The organism is Pseudoalteromonas maris, from assembly GCF_049257235.1.
GTDB lineage: Bacteria > Pseudomonadota > Gammaproteobacteria > Enterobacterales > Alteromonadaceae > Pseudoalteromonas.
The window spans coordinates 114,410-134,140 of the sequence record NZ_JBMMUF010000007.1 but is presented as its reverse complement, the minus strand read 5'-3'; the positions used below and the strand labels follow the sequence as shown (position 1 = coordinate 134,140).

General features: G+C 44.8%; 14 protein-coding genes. 7 read left to right on the top strand and 7 right to left on the bottom strand.

Annotated elements, in window-relative coordinates; all coding sequences use genetic code 11:
* Window positions 1-91 precede the first annotated feature (91 nt).
* From AAEU32_RS11510 to AAEU32_RS11495, 4 genes are read right to left on the bottom strand one after another with little or no spacing between them, the layout of a single operon-like run.
* Entirely contained in the window at window positions 92-1,294 is a 1,203-nt protein-coding gene (locus AAEU32_RS11510; protein WP_421970668.1) for a sensor histidine kinase, read from the bottom strand.
* Window positions 1,287-1,976, bottom strand: a complete 690-nt coding sequence (locus tag AAEU32_RS11505; RefSeq protein WP_421970667.1) for a response regulator transcription factor — start codon at window positions 1,974-1,976, stop codon at window positions 1,287-1,289. Before AAEU32_RS11505 ends, AAEU32_RS11510 begins: the two co-directional genes overlap by 8 nt.
* A gap of 2 nt (window positions 1,977-1,978) precedes the next feature.
* Window positions 1,979-2,353 (bottom strand): DUF3019 domain-containing protein, encoded by a 375-nt coding sequence (locus AAEU32_RS11500; RefSeq protein ID WP_421970666.1) that lies wholly within the window; start codon window positions 2,351-2,353, stop codon window positions 1,979-1,981.
* An 11-nt stretch (window positions 2,354-2,364) separates the two neighbouring features.
* Complete coding sequence (locus AAEU32_RS11495) at window positions 2,365-3,207, bottom strand: MipA/OmpV family protein (RefSeq protein WP_421970665.1); 843 nt, start codon at window positions 3,205-3,207, stop codon at window positions 2,365-2,367.
* A gap of 381 nt (window positions 3,208-3,588) precedes the next feature.
* Between AAEU32_RS11495 and AAEU32_RS11490 the strand changes: the two genes are divergently transcribed.
* The 4 genes from AAEU32_RS11490 (at window position 3,589) to cspE (ending at window position 11,876) form a co-directional block, all read left to right on the top strand.
* Window positions 3,589-8,649: a S8 family serine peptidase gene (locus AAEU32_RS11490; RefSeq protein WP_421970664.1), complete on the top strand. Its 5,061-nt coding sequence runs from the start codon at window positions 3,589-3,591 to the stop codon at window positions 8,647-8,649.
* Window positions 8,650-8,877: 228 nt separating this feature from the next.
* Window positions 8,878-9,543, top strand: coding sequence for a M15 family metallopeptidase (locus AAEU32_RS11485; protein ID WP_421970663.1), 666 nt, complete (start codon window positions 8,878-8,880; stop codon window positions 9,541-9,543).
* A gap of 297 nt (window positions 9,544-9,840) precedes the next feature.
* Window positions 9,841-11,385 (top strand): glutamate synthase-related protein, encoded by a 1,545-nt coding sequence (locus AAEU32_RS11480; RefSeq protein WP_421970662.1) that lies wholly within the window; start codon window positions 9,841-9,843, stop codon window positions 11,383-11,385.
* Window positions 11,386-11,663: 278 nt separating this feature from the next.
* A complete protein-coding gene (gene cspE / locus AAEU32_RS11475; RefSeq protein ID WP_421970661.1) occupies window positions 11,664-11,876 on the top strand; it encodes a transcription antiterminator/RNA stability regulator CspE in 213 nt (70 codons plus the stop codon).
* 122 nt (window positions 11,877-11,998) lie between these two features.
* Here cspE and AAEU32_RS11470 read toward each other — a convergent pair whose 3' ends face one another.
* On the bottom strand, window positions 11,999-12,586 hold the full coding sequence (locus AAEU32_RS11470; protein WP_421970660.1) for an acyl carrier protein phosphodiesterase: 588 nt from the start codon (window positions 12,584-12,586) through the stop codon (window positions 11,999-12,001).
* A gap of 152 nt (window positions 12,587-12,738) precedes the next feature.
* Here AAEU32_RS11470 and AAEU32_RS11465 point away from each other — a divergent pair, with 152 nt between their 5' ends.
* The 3 genes from AAEU32_RS11465 (at window position 12,739) to AAEU32_RS11455 (ending at window position 16,829) form a co-directional block, all read left to right on the top strand.
* A complete protein-coding gene (locus AAEU32_RS11465; RefSeq protein WP_421970659.1) occupies window positions 12,739-13,377 on the top strand; it encodes a class I SAM-dependent methyltransferase in 639 nt (212 codons plus the stop codon).
* Window positions 13,378-13,689: 312 nt separating this feature from the next.
* A complete protein-coding gene (locus tag AAEU32_RS11460; RefSeq protein WP_421970658.1) occupies window positions 13,690-15,216 on the top strand; it encodes an arylsulfatase in 1,527 nt (508 codons plus the stop codon).
* A 116-nt stretch (window positions 15,217-15,332) separates the two neighbouring features.
* On the top strand, window positions 15,333-16,829 hold the full coding sequence (locus AAEU32_RS11455) for an arylsulfatase (RefSeq protein WP_421970657.1): 1,497 nt from the start codon (window positions 15,333-15,335) through the stop codon (window positions 16,827-16,829).
* Between the two features lie 37 nt (window positions 16,830-16,866).
* Here AAEU32_RS11455 and AAEU32_RS11450 read toward each other — a convergent pair whose 3' ends face one another.
* The gene (locus AAEU32_RS11450; protein ID WP_421970708.1) at window positions 16,867-17,322 is read right to left on the bottom strand and encodes a methyltransferase family protein; all 456 of its coding nucleotides are present in this window, start codon (window positions 17,320-17,322) and stop codon (window positions 16,867-16,869) included.
* A 17-nt stretch (window positions 17,323-17,339) separates the two neighbouring features.
* The gene (locus AAEU32_RS11445; RefSeq protein WP_421970656.1) at window positions 17,340-19,601 is read right to left on the bottom strand and encodes a tetratricopeptide repeat protein; all 2,262 of its coding nucleotides are present in this window, start codon (window positions 19,599-19,601) and stop codon (window positions 17,340-17,342) included.
* Window positions 19,602-19,731 lie beyond the last annotated feature (130 nt).

Below are 19,731 nucleotides of genomic sequence, written 5' to 3'. Positions count from 1 at the left end.
ATGAAGGGCACTCGGCAAAGCAGTATGCGCCGGTACAATAGAAGAGAGGGCTAAGGCTTTGTCATTGTTGTTTACTCATTGGAGTAAGCGGTTAATCGGTGTGAGTCGGCCAAGTAATGGTGATATGGGCACCACCTGTTTGCGGGTGGTTATTTAATGTCAGGCTCCCCCCGTGCCACAGGCAAATACGGTCAACAATGTACAAACCAAGGCCATAACCGCTGGCCACAGCACTGCCTTTGGAGGACGAAAATGGTGCTAATAATGAGTCCGCATCATTGGGTAGGCCGGGACCATCGTCATATACCTCGAGGGTTTGCATGTTGTCACTGTGCGTGAAGGACAAAACTACTTTGTTTTGTGCATACTTAACCCCATTAAAGAGTAAGTTTTGTACTAGGATGGCGAAACTATTTTGCTCACAATAGATGCGTGGAGCATTCACTTCAGTAATAATTTGAACGTCTGTAAATAACTGATTTTTATTAGCTTCTTGTGATATAAAACGCACTGCATCAAGATCGTCGCGCTGCAATGGCTGAGTTAGGTACTCAACGCGCGCAAAGTCTAAATACTGACGTAGACGATTTTCAATTTCATCAATGTTGCGATGCATTGTGGCATCTAGCTCTGGGTCGATACTGGTTTGCAACGACAACATAAAGCGCATCCGCGATAGCGGTGTACGAATCTCATGCGAGATGATGCGAGAGAGATCTTCATGAAGCTGGATGAACTTGCTGATTTGCGTCGACATGTCACTGAGGCTTTGTGCCAAGGGGTACACCGTCGAGCTTGGTTTAACCGTAGTGGCAAACGCTTGTTTGTCTTTGGCAAAACGCCTAGCAGCTATCTTTAGGCTTGCTAAGTCTTTGAATACAGGCCAAATCAGAGACATCAACAGTAATGCTATGGCACTGTAGACCAGCAAAAAGTAGATGCTGTGGTCTTCTTGCGGTGGGGCGACAGTTATCGGACCGACCCGATAAACGGTATCAAGCTGGTCATTATTTGGTAGTAAATAAACAAAGTTACCTTCGTCCTGCGCAACGGTTAGCATTTTGTATTGATTTAGTTGCTGTTCTAATGAAGCAGGCAAAAGCAGATCTCTGCGGTTCAGCGCCACCATGGTTGATTCTTTGTTTTCTATGAGCGCGGGCCATTGGGAGATGGGTAAGGCTATAGTGGGTGATTTCTCGATGACATAATTCTGATAGAGCTGACCAAACGCAATGAGCGCCGCAATCACACTAACAACGATAAATGCGAATAGTCTAAAAAACTGTTTACGCATTGGGTTGGGTAGGCACTTGCATGAGGTAACCTTCACCCCTTATCGAGATAATATCTAGGCCATCAACACCATGATCACGGATTTTTCTGCGTAAACGACTGACTTTCAGATCCGCTGCTCTATCGAGACCATCATACTCGCGGCCGATGACCTCTTTAAATAGCGTTTCTCGCGACAACGGGGTCGGGTAGTTCTGCATAAATAGGGTGAGGAGGCGGAGTTCATCGTCGTTGAGGCTAATAGCATGCTCAAAACATTCAAGTTGACGTTTGGCGGTATCAAGTTTTACTGGGCCGATGGCTTTAGTGACTTCACCTTTACCGCTTATACGCAGGCTACTGTTCACTCGCGCTAGCAATAATTCAGGGCGTATAGGTTTGATTAAATAATCATTTGCACCAAGGTTTAAGCCTTTTATTTGTGACACATCTGAGTCGAGCGCGGTCAGGAAAATAACCGGGCAGCTAAAGTTTTTCTTTAATATCGGGAATAGGTCAAAGCCATTACCATCTGGCAACATAATGTCGCACAGGATGATATCGGGTGAATATTGAGTAAATTGCGCTTTAAATTCACCAACGGTATTGATCACCTGCACCTCTAGTCCGTTGTTGCTTAGGTAGCGACTTACTAAATCGGCAAGTTCTTTGTCGTCTTCAATAAGTAAAACCTGATGATTCAACGTTATATACCCCAACCGAAGCGTCTTCGTACGCGATAGTTATTTGAAGAGAGTGTACCGACACTAATTTTCTCTTTTGCCAGTACCGTGCCTGCCTTATTAGTTAATGCTATATCCGTTGTACTTTCAAGCGTTAAGCGATAGGTGGTAGAAATAGTGTGGCCGTTGAAGCATTCTGTTTGCGGCACGGGGAGGGAAATAACTAAACATAATGAAGAGTGCGAAGATGCATGTGCTTTTACATGCACCTCTATCTCACAACGTGTTGCCTTATGCTCTGCTATGCACGTGTGTGGGCTGACCTCGAGCGAAGGCGCCACGTAGTCTTGTACCGTGGGGGGTAAAAGGGTTAAGGCAACAAAATATTCAATCAGCATGAGCGCATTAATTAAAACTCAAACCTTATCCCTGTAAATCCGGTTACATATTGGTCTTGGTCAAACATTGGCGTGTCACTTAAGTCTTCATCAATCCATGTATTAGAGATATTAATCATAGCACTAACTTGGTTTGCTATTGGGTACTGGTACTCTAATTTCAGGTGGTAATTAGTCGCGCTACCACCAAGTGAGTATCGCGGTATGCGTGTTAACGCCTCTCCCGGCCGCACACGATAATAATAATCAATTAATTCATTGCTTTTGAGTGTGACACCTAACTCAGTAACGAACTGGCCACCAAAGAATGTATCAGCATAATAGGCTATAAATTTGTTTTCGTAACCGTTATGTACACTCGTAACATCATGTAATGAGCTTAATTCAACTCCCCAATGGTCTGAAGCATACCCTAAAGAAATCCCGCCTTCATAGGCAATACTGCGCTCGATGGGGGTTAAATTAATCGGTGTGGCTTGTGGACGACCCGGGCGAGTGTTGTTGCGCACAGCACTGGTGGCAAAAAGTTTATCTATGCCATCGAGTTCAAAAAAGAAGCCGTCTTCGTTGAATGTGCCTACCACATCAACATAGAACGCATCGCTTTGGTACAGGCTGTAGCCTAAAGAGAAATCATCGAAGTACCAGTTCTCACCATAATATGCGAGATGCGGGAGTAGCACGGAGGTAATGTGTTCAGAACCTCTTACTGGATTCTCGATGCCACCGTATCCAACAGTGATAGACGCCTCTAATGTACCTACTTCAATGTATTGACCTGCTTGAGGATCTGCTTGTTGCGCAAACCCCGGCAGCGATAATACAGAGCACAAGAAGAGTATCTGTTTGTTCATAATAAAAAAATTTTTCCATCTCAGTGTTAGTTTGAATCTTAATTATTTGTCAGGGTTACGCAAGGTATTGTTGGTGCTGTTTGAGTAATTAACGGCATGTTAATTGATAATTAATATATCGGCATAACTTATACTTATGATTTTATGTGTTTTTTTTGGATTTCCGCAGGCAATATGTTGTACAAAATGCTACAAAAGAAGATGTCTATCTAATCATTGCTTAGAGTGTTAACTCTATTTTTAATATGTGTTGATAATGTACAAAAGTGTACATAAAGTTGTTACTAAAATGTGTCTTCGGTGTGATTGAATCGAGTCGTTAAAAATTTTCGAACAGTTCGAAATTACATATTCCAAAAAACGACATAGTTAGGGTTCAACATGAAGAAAACAACTATTGCAACAGCGGTCGGTGTAGCACTATTTAGTGCAGGTTCACTGTATGCTGCGGCTAACTCAAACATAGTTACAAAAGATTCACAAAACACGCTGCGTGCTCCAGCTTTCACGGCTGAAGAAGTACAAGCTCTTCAAAAGGATTTGAACCTAGATCAACTTCAAAGCGCAGATGTTAGCGGCATTAACGTGTCTCTAAACGCGCATGAAAGCAAATTCGTAAAAGAGAACATCGAAGGCGAGCACATCTATATCGTTCGCTTACGTGATGCATCTGTAGCCGTTGCTGCAAAAGACCCTAACTCTGCGTTAACACGCTCTTTAGGTGATACAAGTGCAAAACTATACGAGCGTGGTCAGCCAACTTCTAAAGCAGTTGTGACATACGAGCGTGAACTTCGTAACAAACAACAACAAGTATTCAGCGAAGTAAGCGCACTTACTGGTCGCACTGAAATGCGTCGTCAATTCACTAAAGCGATCAACGGCTTCTCAGTAACAATGACTGAGCAAGAAGCTGCAAACGTTGCTGCGCTTGGTTCAGTAGCGTCTGTAATGCGTTCTAAGCACTACGATTTGCTAACGGATGAAGGTCCAAAGCAAATTGGTGCAGACCAAGTATGGTCAGGCATGACTTCGCCAACTGGAATCGAATTCAAAGGTGAAGGTCAAATCGTTGGTATCATCGATACTGGTATTAACTCAGACCACCCTTCATTCGCTGATATTGGCGGTGACGGTTACGATCACACTAACCCTTGGGGCGCAGGCCAATATGTGGGTGACTGTGTTGAAGATGCAGAGCACATCCAGTGTAACGACAAGCTAATCGGTGTACGTTCATACGACGTGATCACTGATACATTCTCAGAAATGATCCCAGGCTGGCCTGCAATCGGTGAAGATTACCAAGGTCACGGTTCGCACGTTGCATCTACCGCTGCTGGTAACGTAGTTAAAGACGTACCATTTATGATGGCCGGTACTGGTGAAAACCAAGACGGCGTAGTGCTTGCTGACGCTTTATTCCCTGAAATTTCAGGTGTGGCACCTCACGCTAACATCATTTCTTACCAAGTATGTCACTCATCAAATGAGTCAGGCTACCGTGGTTGTCCTGGTGAAGCACTTGTAGCTGGTATCGAAGACGCCATCTCTGACGGTGTTGATGTAATCAACTTCTCAATCGGTGGTGCTGACTCAAACGTTTGGGCAGACCCAGTTCAATTAGCATTCTTATCTGCACGTGAAGCGGGCATCAACGTTGCCGCTGCTGCGGGTAACTCAGGTTCGGGTGTGTGCGGTGCTGCAGAGTGTTTGGGTTACCTAGATAACTCTTCACCTTGGTTAGCACAGGTTGCTGCAACGACTCATGGTCGTGAAGTGGCAATTGAAACGCCAGTTGAATACGCAGGCTTCATTGACCCAGCAATGGGCTCAGAAGTACCAAGTTGGGCTGATATGGGCCTTGTGGGCGGCGCACTGAACAGTGAAGAGCTTACTGGTGTGGTAGTGTGGGCAAAAGACTACGCAGACATCAATGGTAACAAAGACTTTAACGGTTACTGTGCATCAGAATACCCAGCGGGTACCTTTGACTTCTTCAAAGATGGCTCTGAAATCCCAGGTGCAGAAGCAGGCGACACAAATGTTATCGTAATCTGTCAGCGTCATTTGCCAACAGATCCAAACGCAAATGCACGTACTGCGAAAGTAGCTAACGTGAAAGCCGGTGGCGCAGATGGCTTCATCATGTACAACCGTGATCGTAACCAAGGTACAGTTCCTACAGCGTACGAGCTACCAGCAGTGCACTTCACATACGATCAGTGGAATGGTGTATACCCTGAAGAAGGTCTGGAAGATTGGGTTGATAGCTTCAGTGAAAAAGGTCATATGATCACTATCAAGCCAACTAACATTGAGCGTCGCATCAATGAAGAAAACGCTGATTGGTTAGCCGATTTCTCTTCACGTGGTCCTTCATACTCAAACGTTGAAGTACTTGCTCCAACAGTGGCAGCGCCTGGTGTAGATATTTACGCTGCGTTCTCTGACGAGCATCCGTTCGTATCAACGCCTTTCGGTGCTGATTACGCGTCTCTAAGCGGTACATCAATGGCGTCACCACACGTTGCAGGTTCTATGGCACTTGTTCGTCAAGCTCACCCTGAGTGGACTGCTGCTGAAGTACAATCTGCACTTATGATGACAGCTGATAATGAAGTTCAGTACTGGCGTCTAAACCAAGAAGGTGGTGAGTCTGATAAAGCACAAATCTACCGTGCAGGTACAGGTCGTATCAACGTAGCGAATGCAGTTAAATCTGGTCTTGTAATGGACGAGTCTGCTACTAACTTCCTAGCGGCTGATCCATTCAACGGTGGTACTCCTCACCAGTTGAACCTACCTAACCTTGTAGACTTTACGTGTGCACCTGAGTGTCAGTGGGTACGTACAGTTAAGGCAACGAAAGACGGCACGTGGACAGTATCACACGAAGACGTAGTGAACTGGGCATTCGATATGCGTCAGCAAGCAGCTCAAAACGGTGTGAATATCGAAATCATCCCTGAAACTTTCTCATTGAAAGCAGGTGAGACGCAGACCATCATCGTTAAAGCATCTGTAATGGATACACAAGATTGGTTCAGTAACTCAGAAGTTGAGCTTCACACTAACCTGATCTTTGAAGCGGCAGAAGCTGATATCCCTGCAGCACATTGGCCAATGGCATTTAAATATGACCGTGGTGATTTGCCTTCACGCATGAACGTTGAAGCTCACGCTAACAACGATAGCTATGTGCAAAAAGGCGTAACTATGCCGCTTGTTGAGGCGCCAGTTGCTCGTGCATATACACCTGTTAAAGCTGACGTTATGACAGTGACATTGCCAAAAGATGATGACCAAACACATCCTTGGGCATTGAACCGCACAACGGTACCAAACCCAGATGACATTCTTGATGAAGCAGTGTTCATGGGAACAGTCACTGTACCTGCTAACTCAAAGCGCTTAGTTGTTGAAACTCAGGGTGTAGAAGAGTCTGAGCTGACAGGTACGCTGAATGTAGGTAACCCACTTGTTTATGTTGGTAAAGACTACAATGGCGATGGTGTCATTCAGCCTCAAGATGAAATCTTGTGTGTATCAAATCACCTGATCTACAACAACTTCTGTAACATCAACAACCCTGAGGAAGGCGAATACTGGTACATGCTGTATAACTCGTTCAAGTCTCGCCAGGCAGGTGTAGAAGAAACGTTTGAATATGCAGTTGCAGTTGTTAATGACCAAGTGAGCAGTGATATCATAGCTACGCTTCCAGCAAGTGATGGTATCAACAAGGTTGATATGAATATCGCTTGGGACATTGATATGCAAGAAGGTGATGTATTCTACAGCATGTTAGATGTAGGTACTTCGGCTGTTAACCCTGCAAACATTGGTTCAATCCCACTTAAGATTGAGCGTGGTGTTGACCGTGTGAACCTTGATGTTCCTCAAGAAAGCGCGAAAATGGGCGACAAAGTACCATTTACCTTCGAAGTGTTTGAGAACACTACAGGTATGGACCGTAACTTCACCTTCAGTGCAGACATCCCTGAAGGTCTGAATATTCACGCAGATAATGTGATGAGTTCGCGCAGCGATGTGAACATTGAAGTAGCAGATGGCAAACTGACCATCTCTGGTATGCAAGCTGATACGTCTGAAGTAAAACCAGACTATGTTGTAACTACAAACATCACAGATGAAATGTGTCGTACTCCAGATTTCGGCTTACCGAATGCGGGTGGTTATGTAAACCTAAGTGATGCGGGCATTTTCCCAATGCTGTCAGGTTTTGATGAGAGCAACAACATCACTTACCGTAATGGTTATGTACTGCCAGTGAGCTCGCTCTTCAATGAACAGAACATCTCACTGTACAACAACCAAGAAGACCTAAACGCAGGTTACGGTATCATGGCGATTCGTCCAAACGGTAAGTTAGACATTGGCCCTGGTCCACAGTTCCTGCCGTTTCATGGTATGTTGCCATACAACAGCTTCCCGTATGAAACGATTGCACCACTATGGCGTGGCTGGTTCCCTGGCTTTGTTAATGACGTAATGAGTGTTGGCCTTGCTTACAACGAAGGTATTTCACTAGCGACAACGGGTACATGGGCTATCATCGAGTGGGATAAGGCATCTGACTACCGCTATGCTGGTTATGACCGTATGACGCGTCAGTACACGTGGGATAAGCAAGACAACTCGTTTGACTTTGAGATTATCTTCACCCCATACACGCGTTTCGGTGAAAACCAACATGAAATCTACCTAGCGTATGACAACATCGACTTCGGTAGTACAGACGCACGCGGTAGTATCGGTGTACAAGGTTTCAAAGGTGCACTATACCCATATGGTCCACTTGAAGGTTACCTAGGTAAGACTGTTAACTTCAACGAGCTTGATGAAATTGTTGCCGATGATGTGGTTATCTGTATGGACTATGTAGGTCCTGAGTCATCTAAGTTTGAAGTAACTGCTTGGGCTGACATCACTGCATCATCTGCAGGTCGCACCATGGAGTTCAATGCAAACATCGATGTAGATGGCATGGAGTCAATGGTTAAGTCTCATACTCTAACTGTTCCTAGCAACATCACTGTTGTTGAGTTAGATGATATGGAAACTGACGAGAACACACCAATTTCATTCGACGTTTCTTACATCGATGAAATGAACTCAGCAAATGAAGTTATCGTATCAGGTGACAACATGACTGCTGAAGTTGACGGTGACACTGTGACTATCACGCCAGAGCAATACTTCTACGGTGACATTGAAGTAACTGTTAAAGTAGCAGACATCGAGAATCCTTCGGATGCTCAGTCAACTACCTTCACACTAACAGTTATCTCTGACGGTGAAGAGGCGCCAGTGGTTGTTGAACCTGAAGCGCCAGTAGAGAAGAAAGAAAGTGCCGGTTCACTAGCTTGGCTACTTCTTCTTAGCCCACTTGCACTTCTTCGTCGCAAGCGCAGCTAAGCACTAACATTCATAGAAACCTAAAGGGCTCGTAAGAGCCCTTTTTTTATGTGTGTAATAAAAGAGCACAAGTACTGCTCCATGCCCTCAGGTGAGCATTGCCAACACATGAAATACCTGTCAGTGTAAAGGGGGTTAACAGAGCAACGAGAGAATTAATATGCTGCAACTTGGCATCGTTGATGTGATGGGCAAGTGGCGGTAATTTAAGATCAAAAAGGAGTGCCAATGAGTGTAAGTTACAGCCTTGTTTTAATGGCGATGGTTTTCGCGCCGAAAGACATCAATATACAACAGGAGTTTGTAGCCATTGATGCCTATTCCCAAGACATACAACAGGATATTCGTTATTTTGGTGATAATAATTTTGTTGGGACGAGGGTTGATGGTTATCAAGCCCCTAAGTGCATATTACATAAAAAGGCAGCACAGGCGCTGGCCCTTGTACAAAAGAGCGCAAAACAGCAAGGTTACACTCTTAAGGTGTTTGACTGTTATCGCCCGCAGCGAGCGGTGGACCATTTTGTGCGCTGGGTCAATGATGAAACAGACACTAAAACTAAAGCAGACTATTATCCCAACTTAGGTAAAGATGAGTTACTCGGTGACTATATCGCTGCAAAGTCTGGCCACAGTCGCGGTGCTACAGTGGATTTGACCTTGGTTGATACTCATACAGGCAAAGAATTGGATATGGGTTCTGCGTTTGATATGTTTGATACCTTGTCAAATACTGACGATCCTCGTATCAGCGATGAACAAAGGAAAAACAGATATACGCTAAAAGCGCTTATGATGGCACAGGGGTTTGCCCCTTATCCCATGGAGTGGTGGCATTTTTCGCTGACGCCTCAGCCCTATCCAAATACGTACTTTGACTTTGTGGTTAAGTGATACTGCGCCACATCTAAATGTAAAAAGTGCCCGATCAGGCACTTTGCCTTAGCAATTAGCTGCCATAAATAGCGTGATGTGCATTTTTTTATGGCTACGTCTGTAATTACTTTTGCAATACAGCGTCGCAAACCTCTCAAGTTTCATAAATTTCCATCTATTTGCCTCTGTGCCTTAATCATGTCAATGCTTCCTTAATCGGTCCGGTGGGTTTTTGCTTAAAGGCTATACTCAGTCCTTGCCACGCACTTCATCTGGCCGATCTTATGCGTACATAAAAACAATCAAGGTGCTTATATGAAACCAATAATCGCGAACAACAAACCAGCCAAAGTTACGTTAACCCAAGGGCAACAATACTATTTTTGCGCCTGTGGTCGCTCTAATAACCAACCATTTTGTGATGGTTCTCATGCTGGCACTGAATTTAAACCCAAAGCGTTTACAGCCGAGCAAACAGGGGATGCATTTTTATGCCAGTGTAAGCACACCAGCAATGCGCCATTTTGTGACGGTACTCATAAACAGTTTGATAATGCGGCGGTTGGGCACGAAGGCCCTGAATTAATAGTGAAGCAGCACGATTCACCATCAGCCAAAGCAACCAAGGAAGAGCCAACAGTTGAGTTTATTCATCAATTAGCGAAGGAGGGGCTTACAAACATGGGGCACCATGGGCCCATGACGTCAATGGGGGTACCCAGATATACCTTACCGCAGTGGGATGATATTCAAATAATGACCGCGCAAATGGCGACACAGCCATTAATGGAAGATGTTCCTGTCGCAACTGAATTAGTGATCGGTCCAAAAGCGAAGAAGCCGCTCACATTAAAAATCCCCTTGTTTGTCTCGGATATGAGTTTTGGTGCTTTGTCAGAAGAAGCCAAACTGGCACTGTCAAAAGGCGCACAGTTAGCAGGTACTGGTATTTGCTCGGGTGAAGGGGGCATGTTGCCTGAAGAGCAACAGGCTAACAGCCATTACTTTTATGAGCTTGCAAGTGCGCAGTTTGGTTATGATGAAGACAAACTAAAACACGTCCAGGCTTTTCATTTTAAAGGTGGGCAAGGTGCTAAAACAGGCACGGGTGGGCATTTACCCGGGACTAAAAACATAGGCAAGATCTCACAAGTTCGAGGGATCCCAGAGGGGCAGTCCGCTATTTCACCGCCCACGTTTAAAGAATTACATACAGCAGAAGACTTTAAACGCTTTGCTGATCGTGTCCGTGAAGTTACTGGCGGCATTCCCATTGGTTTTAAACTCAGTGCCAATCACATCGAACAAGATATTCAATTTGCACTTGATGCCAGTGCCGACTACATCATATTGGATGGCCGAGGTGGCGGCACTGGCGCGGCACCAGAGATGTTTCGAGATCATATTAGCGTTCCCACCATCCCAGCTTTGGCACGCGCACGACGCTACCTTGATGAACAAGGCAAAAGCGGCGAGGTCACGTTAATTATCACCGGTGGGTTACGCGTGCCGATTGATTTTGTCAAAGCCATGGCTTTGGGCGCAGATGGTGTGGCATTGTCTAATAGTGCTATGCAGGCAATTGGCTGTGTTGGTGCGCGTATGTGTAACTCTAATAATTGTCCGGCAGGTATTGCCACGCAAAAGCCTGAGTTGCGTGCGCGTCTCAATGTTGATGTATCTGCACAGCAGTTATGTAATTTCTTTAATGCCTCGGTTGAGCTTATGCAAGTGATGGCGCGCGCATGTGGCCACGATGCACTCAAGCAGTTCAGTCATAATGATTTGGCAACGTGGCATCGAGAGATGGCATTGTTAAGTGGTATAAAATTCAGTGGCTTATTACCCCCACAGGGATAGGTATTGCATAGCCGCAATCAGTGATATTGCGGCTTTTGTACTTTTTTTGCACAATTTTATACATATTGTTAGGTGAATAACGATGCCTGTGTTAGGATAGCCCCGTCTGATGAGTTCTACCCAGATTCGAAATTAGCTTTGTACTTCAGTTCTTCGTGTGTTCTATCCAGTAAGTGTTCCACCCCGAATTAAAGCAAGCCTCTCGTGTTAAATAGTTCTTAGTTCGGCAAGATCGTTGCGTTCGCAACATAGTGAAATTTTTTTATTTGGAGACACTTATGTCTAAAACAACTGGTACAGTTAAATGGTTCGATGAAGCAAAAGGCTTTGGTTTTATTACTCCTACTGACGGCAGCAAAGATGTATTCGTACACTTCCGTGCTATCGTTTCTGAAGGCGGTTTCCGCACTCTTCAGGAAGGTCAAAGCGTTGAGTTCAACGTAGAGCAAGGTGCTAAAGGCCCACAAGCTTCAGACGTGACAGCTGCTTAATTGTCGCATCCAGTCCATATAGACTGATAAGGTGAAGCTCATGCTTCACCTTTTTGTTTTATACACCTTTCTCATCGCGTTGACACACACGCAAAACATATTTTTCTATATACTCGTCCAACTTATTTCCCCTCAATATTATGTGTATGCACATGAGCCTGAAGTTGTGGGAAAAACGCCAAAAATATCTCTTCAAATTCAGCATAATGCACAGCAATATCATGTGCTGCACCATGAAACGTGTTTTCAAAGCGAATGCGCTTGGCAATATTGTTAAGGGCTAAATCTATGCCATCGAGCGATGCATAGGTGGCGAACCAATCCTCCTCGCACATGCGTGTGACCACGCTTTGCATTTTCGGTGGCATCTTATCGACTCGTCTGTTTAATAAAGCGTAACTGTGCTGGCGAAAATCACTGAATGATTGGGGGGTGAATGTATGCCAATGACGGATCAAGAAGTGATCAAAGGCAACATCAATGGCGACGCCGGCAAATCGTCTTCTTTGCTCACTAAAGAGCTGTTTGGCATTTTTCACCAATTGATGATGGTCGGTAAACTTATCCACTAACAAGTGGTTTTCAAGACCACGCAGTACAGCGGGAGCTAAATCCGTTTTATTGACGCCACGGCGAAAATCGCCCAGCAAATTGCCAAAGTGTGAGTCACTGGTCGATTGCGACAAATAAAGGTGAGCAAGGTAATTCATAGGTTATCAATATAATGCAAAAGTCTACACGCGGCTACCCGCTCTCAACTCCTCGGTTGTGAATTGTAACCTGTGCCGTTTGCCTCAAATTCAGCGTATAATGTTGGTCAAAATCTGGGTGATACAAGCAACTTCATTTTTAGGGAATTTCCATGGAAGCAAAATATTGGCTTACGCGTTGGCAAAGTGGCGATATTGGCTTTGACCAAGCTCAGCCCAATGCGAACCTCGTAGCCCACTTTGCACGTTTGGGCGTGGCCAAGCAGCACACAGTGTTTGTGCCTTTGTGTGGAAAAAGCATCGACATGATATGGCTCCTTGATCAAGGCTATAAAGTAGTCGGTGTAGAACTCAGTGAGCAAGCGATCAACGCATTGTTTAGCATGTTGGGTGTGGAACCTACGGTGAGAGAGTCACACTCTCACACTTGCTATAGTTACGGCAATTTGACTGTTTTCGTGGGTGACATTTTTATGCTTGAACAACACCAGATAGGTGAAATTCATTGTGTATACGATCGCGCAGCCCTTGTGGCACTGCCCTATGCAATGCGTTTGGAATATGCTCAAAAACTCGTTAATTTGTGCCCCAAGGCAGAGCAATTTGTGGTTACGGTTGAATATCCGCAGCCAGAGCCTGATAGCACCCCGCAATCAATATCCCATGAACACATGCACGAGCTGTATGGTGATTATTATCATCTTCAGTTACTCAGCAATAAATTAGTCACAGAGGGTATTAAAAATTGCCATCCTGCTTACAACGCCGCGTGGCAGCTACTCAGGCAGTAAGTCAGGTTATTATCTCCTTGGAATAATTCAAGGTGAATGTATATTTGATGCTTACAATTTTGTTTACAAGTCACTTAATGAGTGACCGAGCCCAATGAGTACATCTATTTAGATGTGCTCGGGTTTGCTTGTAATATCACCACACGTGCAACACAGTGTATCTTGGCCTCCCGAGTGGAACGTGCAACTGACAAGCACAAAAGAAGAATAAGTAAACCCTACAAGAACCTAAAATAGATACAAAGTGTGTGCTTTTTGAACATATTTCTACTATACCTACCCATGGAAATATTAAAACTCAAGGAAAGAACTATGTTTAAAACACTCGTCTTTGTATTAAGCGTCGTGCTCTGTGTCCCAACCTTAGCCGCAGAAAAGCCCAATGTATTGGTTATTTGGGGAGATGATGTGGGCATGTGGAATATTAGCGCCTATCACCGAGGTATGATGGGAGGGACCACCCCCAACATTGATCGTATCGCCAATGATGGCATGATGTTTATGGATCATTATGCACAAGCTTCTTGCACAGCAGGACGGGCTGCATTTATCACTGGTCAATACCCGATTCGTACAGGGCTTAGTACTGTTGGTCTACCGGGAGCGAAAGAAGGGATTAAAGAGTCTGATCCCACCCTAGCAACCATGCTCAAAGCCCAAGGTTATACAACAGGGCAATTTGGTAAAAATCACTTAGGTGACCGCGATGAACACCTTCCTACTAATCATGGCTTCGACGAGTTTTACGGTATTCTCTATCACCTAAATGCCGGTGAATATACTGAGCAATATGACTATCCAAAAGATACCACTCGCCGAGATAAAGTAGGGTTAACCGCCTTGCGTGGGGTGATACATTCCAAGGCACTAGGCAATGGTAAACAAAGCATCAAAGATCTAGGCGCGTGGGGTCAAGAGCGCCAACGCAATATTGATGAAGAAGTACTTAAAGAATCAAAGCGTTTTATTCGTGATGCGGTTAAAGCTGACAAGCCTTTTTTCGTGTGGCACAACATGACGCGCATGCACTATCGCACTAACCTAAACGAGTATTATGAAGGTCGTAGTGGCTATGGTATATATGCGGACGGCATGATGGAATTGGACGATGATGTTGGCGAACTACTCAATTTACTTGACGAGTTAAAGGTAGCTGGCAATACCATCGTTATGTTTTCAACGGACAACGGTGCAGCTTCAAACTCTTGGCCAGATGGCGGTAATCAACCCTTCCATGGAGAAAAAGGTGTAGGCGGATGGGAAGGTGGCTTCCGTGTTCCTCTCGTTGTTAAGTGGCCAGGTAAAATTCCCGCTGACGTAAGTACGGGAGAATTTATGACCATGGAAGATTGGGTGCCTACACTCATGTCTTGGGTGGGTGAAAAAGACATCAAGAAAGAACTGCGCGAGGGTAAAGAAATTAATGGTCGTAAATACAAAGTGCATCTTGACGGCTACGACCAAAGTGATCTGCTACTCAATAATGGTAAAACCAAGCGTAAAGATTTCTACTACTTTACCGAAGCAACATTTCATGGCCTGCGATATGGTGATTGGAAGTTACTCTTTAAAGAGCAAGAGCATTGGTTTCGTGCGACACAACAGTCACTCACTTCTCCTTACATAATCAATCTTAAACTTGACCCGTTCGAGCGTTTCACTGAAGCGCGTGGTTATGACGAGTGGGCTGAGAATCGCAGTTGGATTTTGGGGCCAGCCGGTATTCAAATAGGCAAATTTGTTGAAACTTTTAAAGCATTTCCACCAACTCAAAAAAGCATGAGTTTGCAAGTTGATGACGTAAGTAAATTCATTAATAGCCAAGCGATAAGTCGCTAATGAACCATTTAGGTAAGGCGCCAAGTGTATTTGGTTGCCTTCTCTGTATAGTGAATCTGGCAGCTTTATGTAATGGAAAAATATTCGCTCTGTAATAACTAGGCCAAGGAGAAGTTATGAAATTAACATTAATAGGTATTGTCACAGGTTTGTTATCCCTAAGTGTCCAAGCCAAAAATGACCCCAATATACTCGCTATCATGGTGGATGATGTGGCACAAGTATCGTTGAGTGCTTATTCACATGGAATGACGTATAACACACCAAATATCGATCGCATCGCCAATGAAGGTGCACTATTCACCGATCACTATGCGCAGCCGAGCTGTACAGCTGGTCGAGCCGCTTTCTTGATGGGGCAACTACCAGTTCGAACGGGTCTGACGACCGTAGGTCAACCCGGAAACCCGTTGGGAATTAAAGACGCTGATCCAACGATTGCTGAATTCTTGAAGGAACGCGGTTATATGACCGGGCAGTTTGGTAAAAATCACTTGGGCGACCTAGATGAGCATCTACCAACCCGTCATGGTTTTGATGAATTTTATGGCAATCTATATCACCTCAATGTGTCAGAAGAGCCTGAGCAAGAAGATTACCCTAAGAGTAAAGCGTTTAAGAAAAAGTTTGGTCCTCGTGGAGTGATAGAATCCTATGCAGACGGTCGCGTGACTGATACAGGACCGCTTACACGTAAGCGTATGGAAACGTTTGATGAAGAAGTGCTAGCTCGCAGCTTGGATTTTATGGAACGTGCAGTAGCAGCGAATAAGCCATTCTTTATTTGGCACGCGCCAAGTCGTATGCATGTATATACGCGCCTTAAGCCAGAAAGTCGTCATTTAGCAACACATATCAGTTCTGAAGAAGATGTGTTTGGTAGCGGTTTACTTGAGCATGATGGCCATGTCGGCCAGTTGTTAGATAAGCTTGATGAGCTAAAAATCGCAGATAACACTATTGTTATTTACACTACAGACAACGGTCCAGAGCAAAGTTCGTGGCCGGATGCGGGGGTAACTAAGTTCCGAGGTGAGAAAATGACCACTTGGGAAGGGGGGGTACGTGTGCCATTTTTGGTTCGTTGGCCGGGTAAAATCCCTACGGGCTTGAAACTAAATGGTATTTCTTCACATGAAGACGTGTTTCCAACTCTTGCTGCAGCATTAGGTGAGAAAAACCTCCGTAAAGCAATGGAGAAATCTCACAACGTGTATATCGATGGCGAAAATAATCTCGATTATTGGCGTGGTAAGACTGACAAGTCAGCGCGTGATCATTTCTTTTATTACTATGAGTCACAGCTTACCGCTGTGCGAGTAGGCCCATGGAAAATGCACTTTGCTTCAAAACCTGGAGGACGATACTATGAGGATATGATTACACATACCATGCCTCAATTATTCAATTTACGAAAAGATCCAATGGAGCATTATGACGGTGTAACGGGTTTTCATCAGATCATGAGAAAGAGTTGGGTAATGCAACCGGCGATTGCACTATTAACTGAGCACGTTAAGACATTCCAGAAGTACCCTCCTCGTCAAGAGGCCGCTTCTTTGAATATTAATGAAGCAATTAAGAAAGCAGAGTCAGCATCAAGAACTCGCTAACAAACCTACCCACTAGAGTTTCGCTCTAGTGGGTTTTTCATATCCAGCGCCTCACTTTTTTGCAATATTTGCTGTATTCATCCTGAAACTTACTGAGTAAAGCCTCTTCCTCAGGCTTGATTTGCTGGGTGTTGAGGTAAAGCACAAAAACAGGTAGCCATACCAGTGCAGCATAGTTGCTTAGGAATATGCCCCAGCCTACAAGTATCAGCAAAAAACCAACATACATAGGGTTGCGGCTATATTGATAAATTCCCGTTGTCACTAATTGTGAGGTTTGCTCGGGGATGCGTGGGTCAACCGTTGTTTGTGCACGGTGACACTGCATAACCCCCAAAACCGCACATCCACACCCACTTAGTGCACTCACTGCACTTATTAACTCTCTAAGCGGCACATCAACCAGTGCTATTGGCACTTTGAAAGCGGTGAGGAACATCGCCCATGCTACAAGCAATACTAATATTAGAGGTGGTATTCGTAACCTTAACATCATTATTTTTTCGGTATTTAGTTGCCCGAGACACTTTGCATCATAGTTAACTTTTGCACCAGTGCGAGTATTTGTGGATCGTTGGGAACCAGTTGTTGTAATTTGCTAGCAAAACGCAGCGCCTGTCCATAATCTTGCTGGCCAATACTCAGTTGCACTAGGGTATAGCATAAGTCTGGGTTGTTAGGATTTAATGAAAATGCCTTTTCTAATTGTGTTAGCGCAGCGTGATTTTCGCCCATCTCATTGAGTAGCAGACCGTAAGTATAAATGTGATTTACAGAACCATATTTAGCGGCAATATTTAAATGTGCCTTTGCTTTTTCTCTGTCCTTTTGGCGCACCCAGCTCATGGCTAAGACGTAGTGTACATCGGCATTATTGGCATCAACTTCTAGGGCTTGGAGCAACACTTTCTGTGCCTGTTGCTCATCTCCTAAGCGACGGTAAAGATCGGCTAAATTAACATAAGCAGGTATATAAATAGGCTCAACTTTAATACTTTGCTTATAGTGCGCTTTTGCGTCGTTGGACTGTCCCAATTCCAGCGCGAGATTGCCTAAATTCGTGTGGCTACTTCCACGCTCGGCATTGAAACGCTCTGTTTGCTTGTATTCTTCTAGGGCTTTTTCTAACGTCTGACGTTCTTCGCCTTTTAGATTGTCAGGGAAAGGAACCGTCAGCATACTCGCTAAACTGCGTGCTGCTTCAGTGCGAACGGCAAGTCTGGGGTCAGACAGCAACAGGTGTAATAATCGATAACGCTGTGCTGGGGAAAACCCTTGCGCGGCACTAATTGCCCCAAGTCGTTTGAGGGGTTCGTCATCACGAACCGCTCGGCTGATAGCCACTAATGTATTTTGATCAGGATAGCTGCCCATTCGCACCAACGCCGAAGCGCGGATAATATCTGTGTACTGACTACTTTGAGCGATACGTGTCAATAACTGTGACGCAGTGGGTAAACCTTGATCCGCGGCATGAAATGCCTGTGAAAAGTGCTCACTCCCCATGCGGGTACTCTGTGGGTGCCATGATTTAATTGCATTCACGGCCCATTGCGGTGTTTTGTCGTCATGGCAGGTATTACAGGCGTTGGGCGCTTGGGTTTGAATAGTGAGGTCGGGGCGAGGTACACGGAGGCTGTGATCCCGACGCGGATCAACTTGCATAAACGTCGTCTCAGGCATGTGGCAATCGACGCATTGGCTGCCTAGTGAACCTTGTCTATGGCCATGATGCTGTGTGTTGTCAAATTGCGTTGCGCCGTGGCACTGGGTGCAGGTCTGGTTGCCCGTCTGTTTTAGTTTACCCGAGTGCGGGTTATGGCAGTTACTGCACGTCACGCCTGCACTGAACATTTTGCTTTGCAAAAACGAACCCCATACATAGTCTTCATCATAAATTTGCCCATCTACATGATAAAGCTCTGGAGTGAGTAATGAAGGACGAAACATATCCAAAAAGGCTTGAGTATCATTGCGAGGTGCTATCTGGGCGCGACGAGAATGGCACGTGGCGCACACCTGTAATTGCTCTGAGCTCGTTTTCTCTCCAACTGCGACCATGGAGCCATCACGTTGCTGGGTGAAAAGCGTTACCTGTGTACTTATATTTTTAACAAAGCCTTTGTTTTTTATTGCTGTATTACCCGCAGCCCATGCTAAGTGTTGCTTTGTGTTACCGTGGCACGCGCTGCAACTGACATTAATGTGCTCGGACAGGGAGCTAAACTGGTTGCTTTCTAAGTCATAGTTCTTTTTAAAATCTGTGCTGTGACAATCGGCACACATATGATTCCAGTTTTGTCCCATTTGAGAGTGATGAAATTCATCATGGGGAGCTTGGTCCGGATGCAATACAAACCAGCGTTGTCCACCCTCTTGTGCGGGGCGAGAATCCCATGCTAATGGAATAAACTGATAACCACCGCGCTCGTCTTCTACCAGGTATTGCTGTAGTGGCATAAAGCCAAATGTATATTTGATGACTTGCTGCTTTTCAACGTCTTGGGAAGATGTGGTCAATATGTAGGTGTTGTCTTTCTTACTCAGTGTGAGGGTCTGATCTTGATATGTGATTTGTTGACCTTCAAATACACCCTGCACGAACTCCTCTGTCGCATCATTCATCGCTTTGTGATGATGAGAGTTTTGCCACTGCTGAACCTGTTCGCTATGGCATGATTCGCACACTTGTTTTGCACTCACACTGTTACAGGGGCCGACAGTAATAGCAGCTACAAAAGCCAATAACAGAGTAAGTCTGTTGTTATTCATGAAATATAATTCCTTTAAATTTATGTAGTAGCGCTAAAATTCATCATGCCCAATTCCACGCTAACATTGGATGTGAGCCTTAGCAACATGCTCTAGATGTGCACATCATTGTTGTGTCAATCTAAATCGA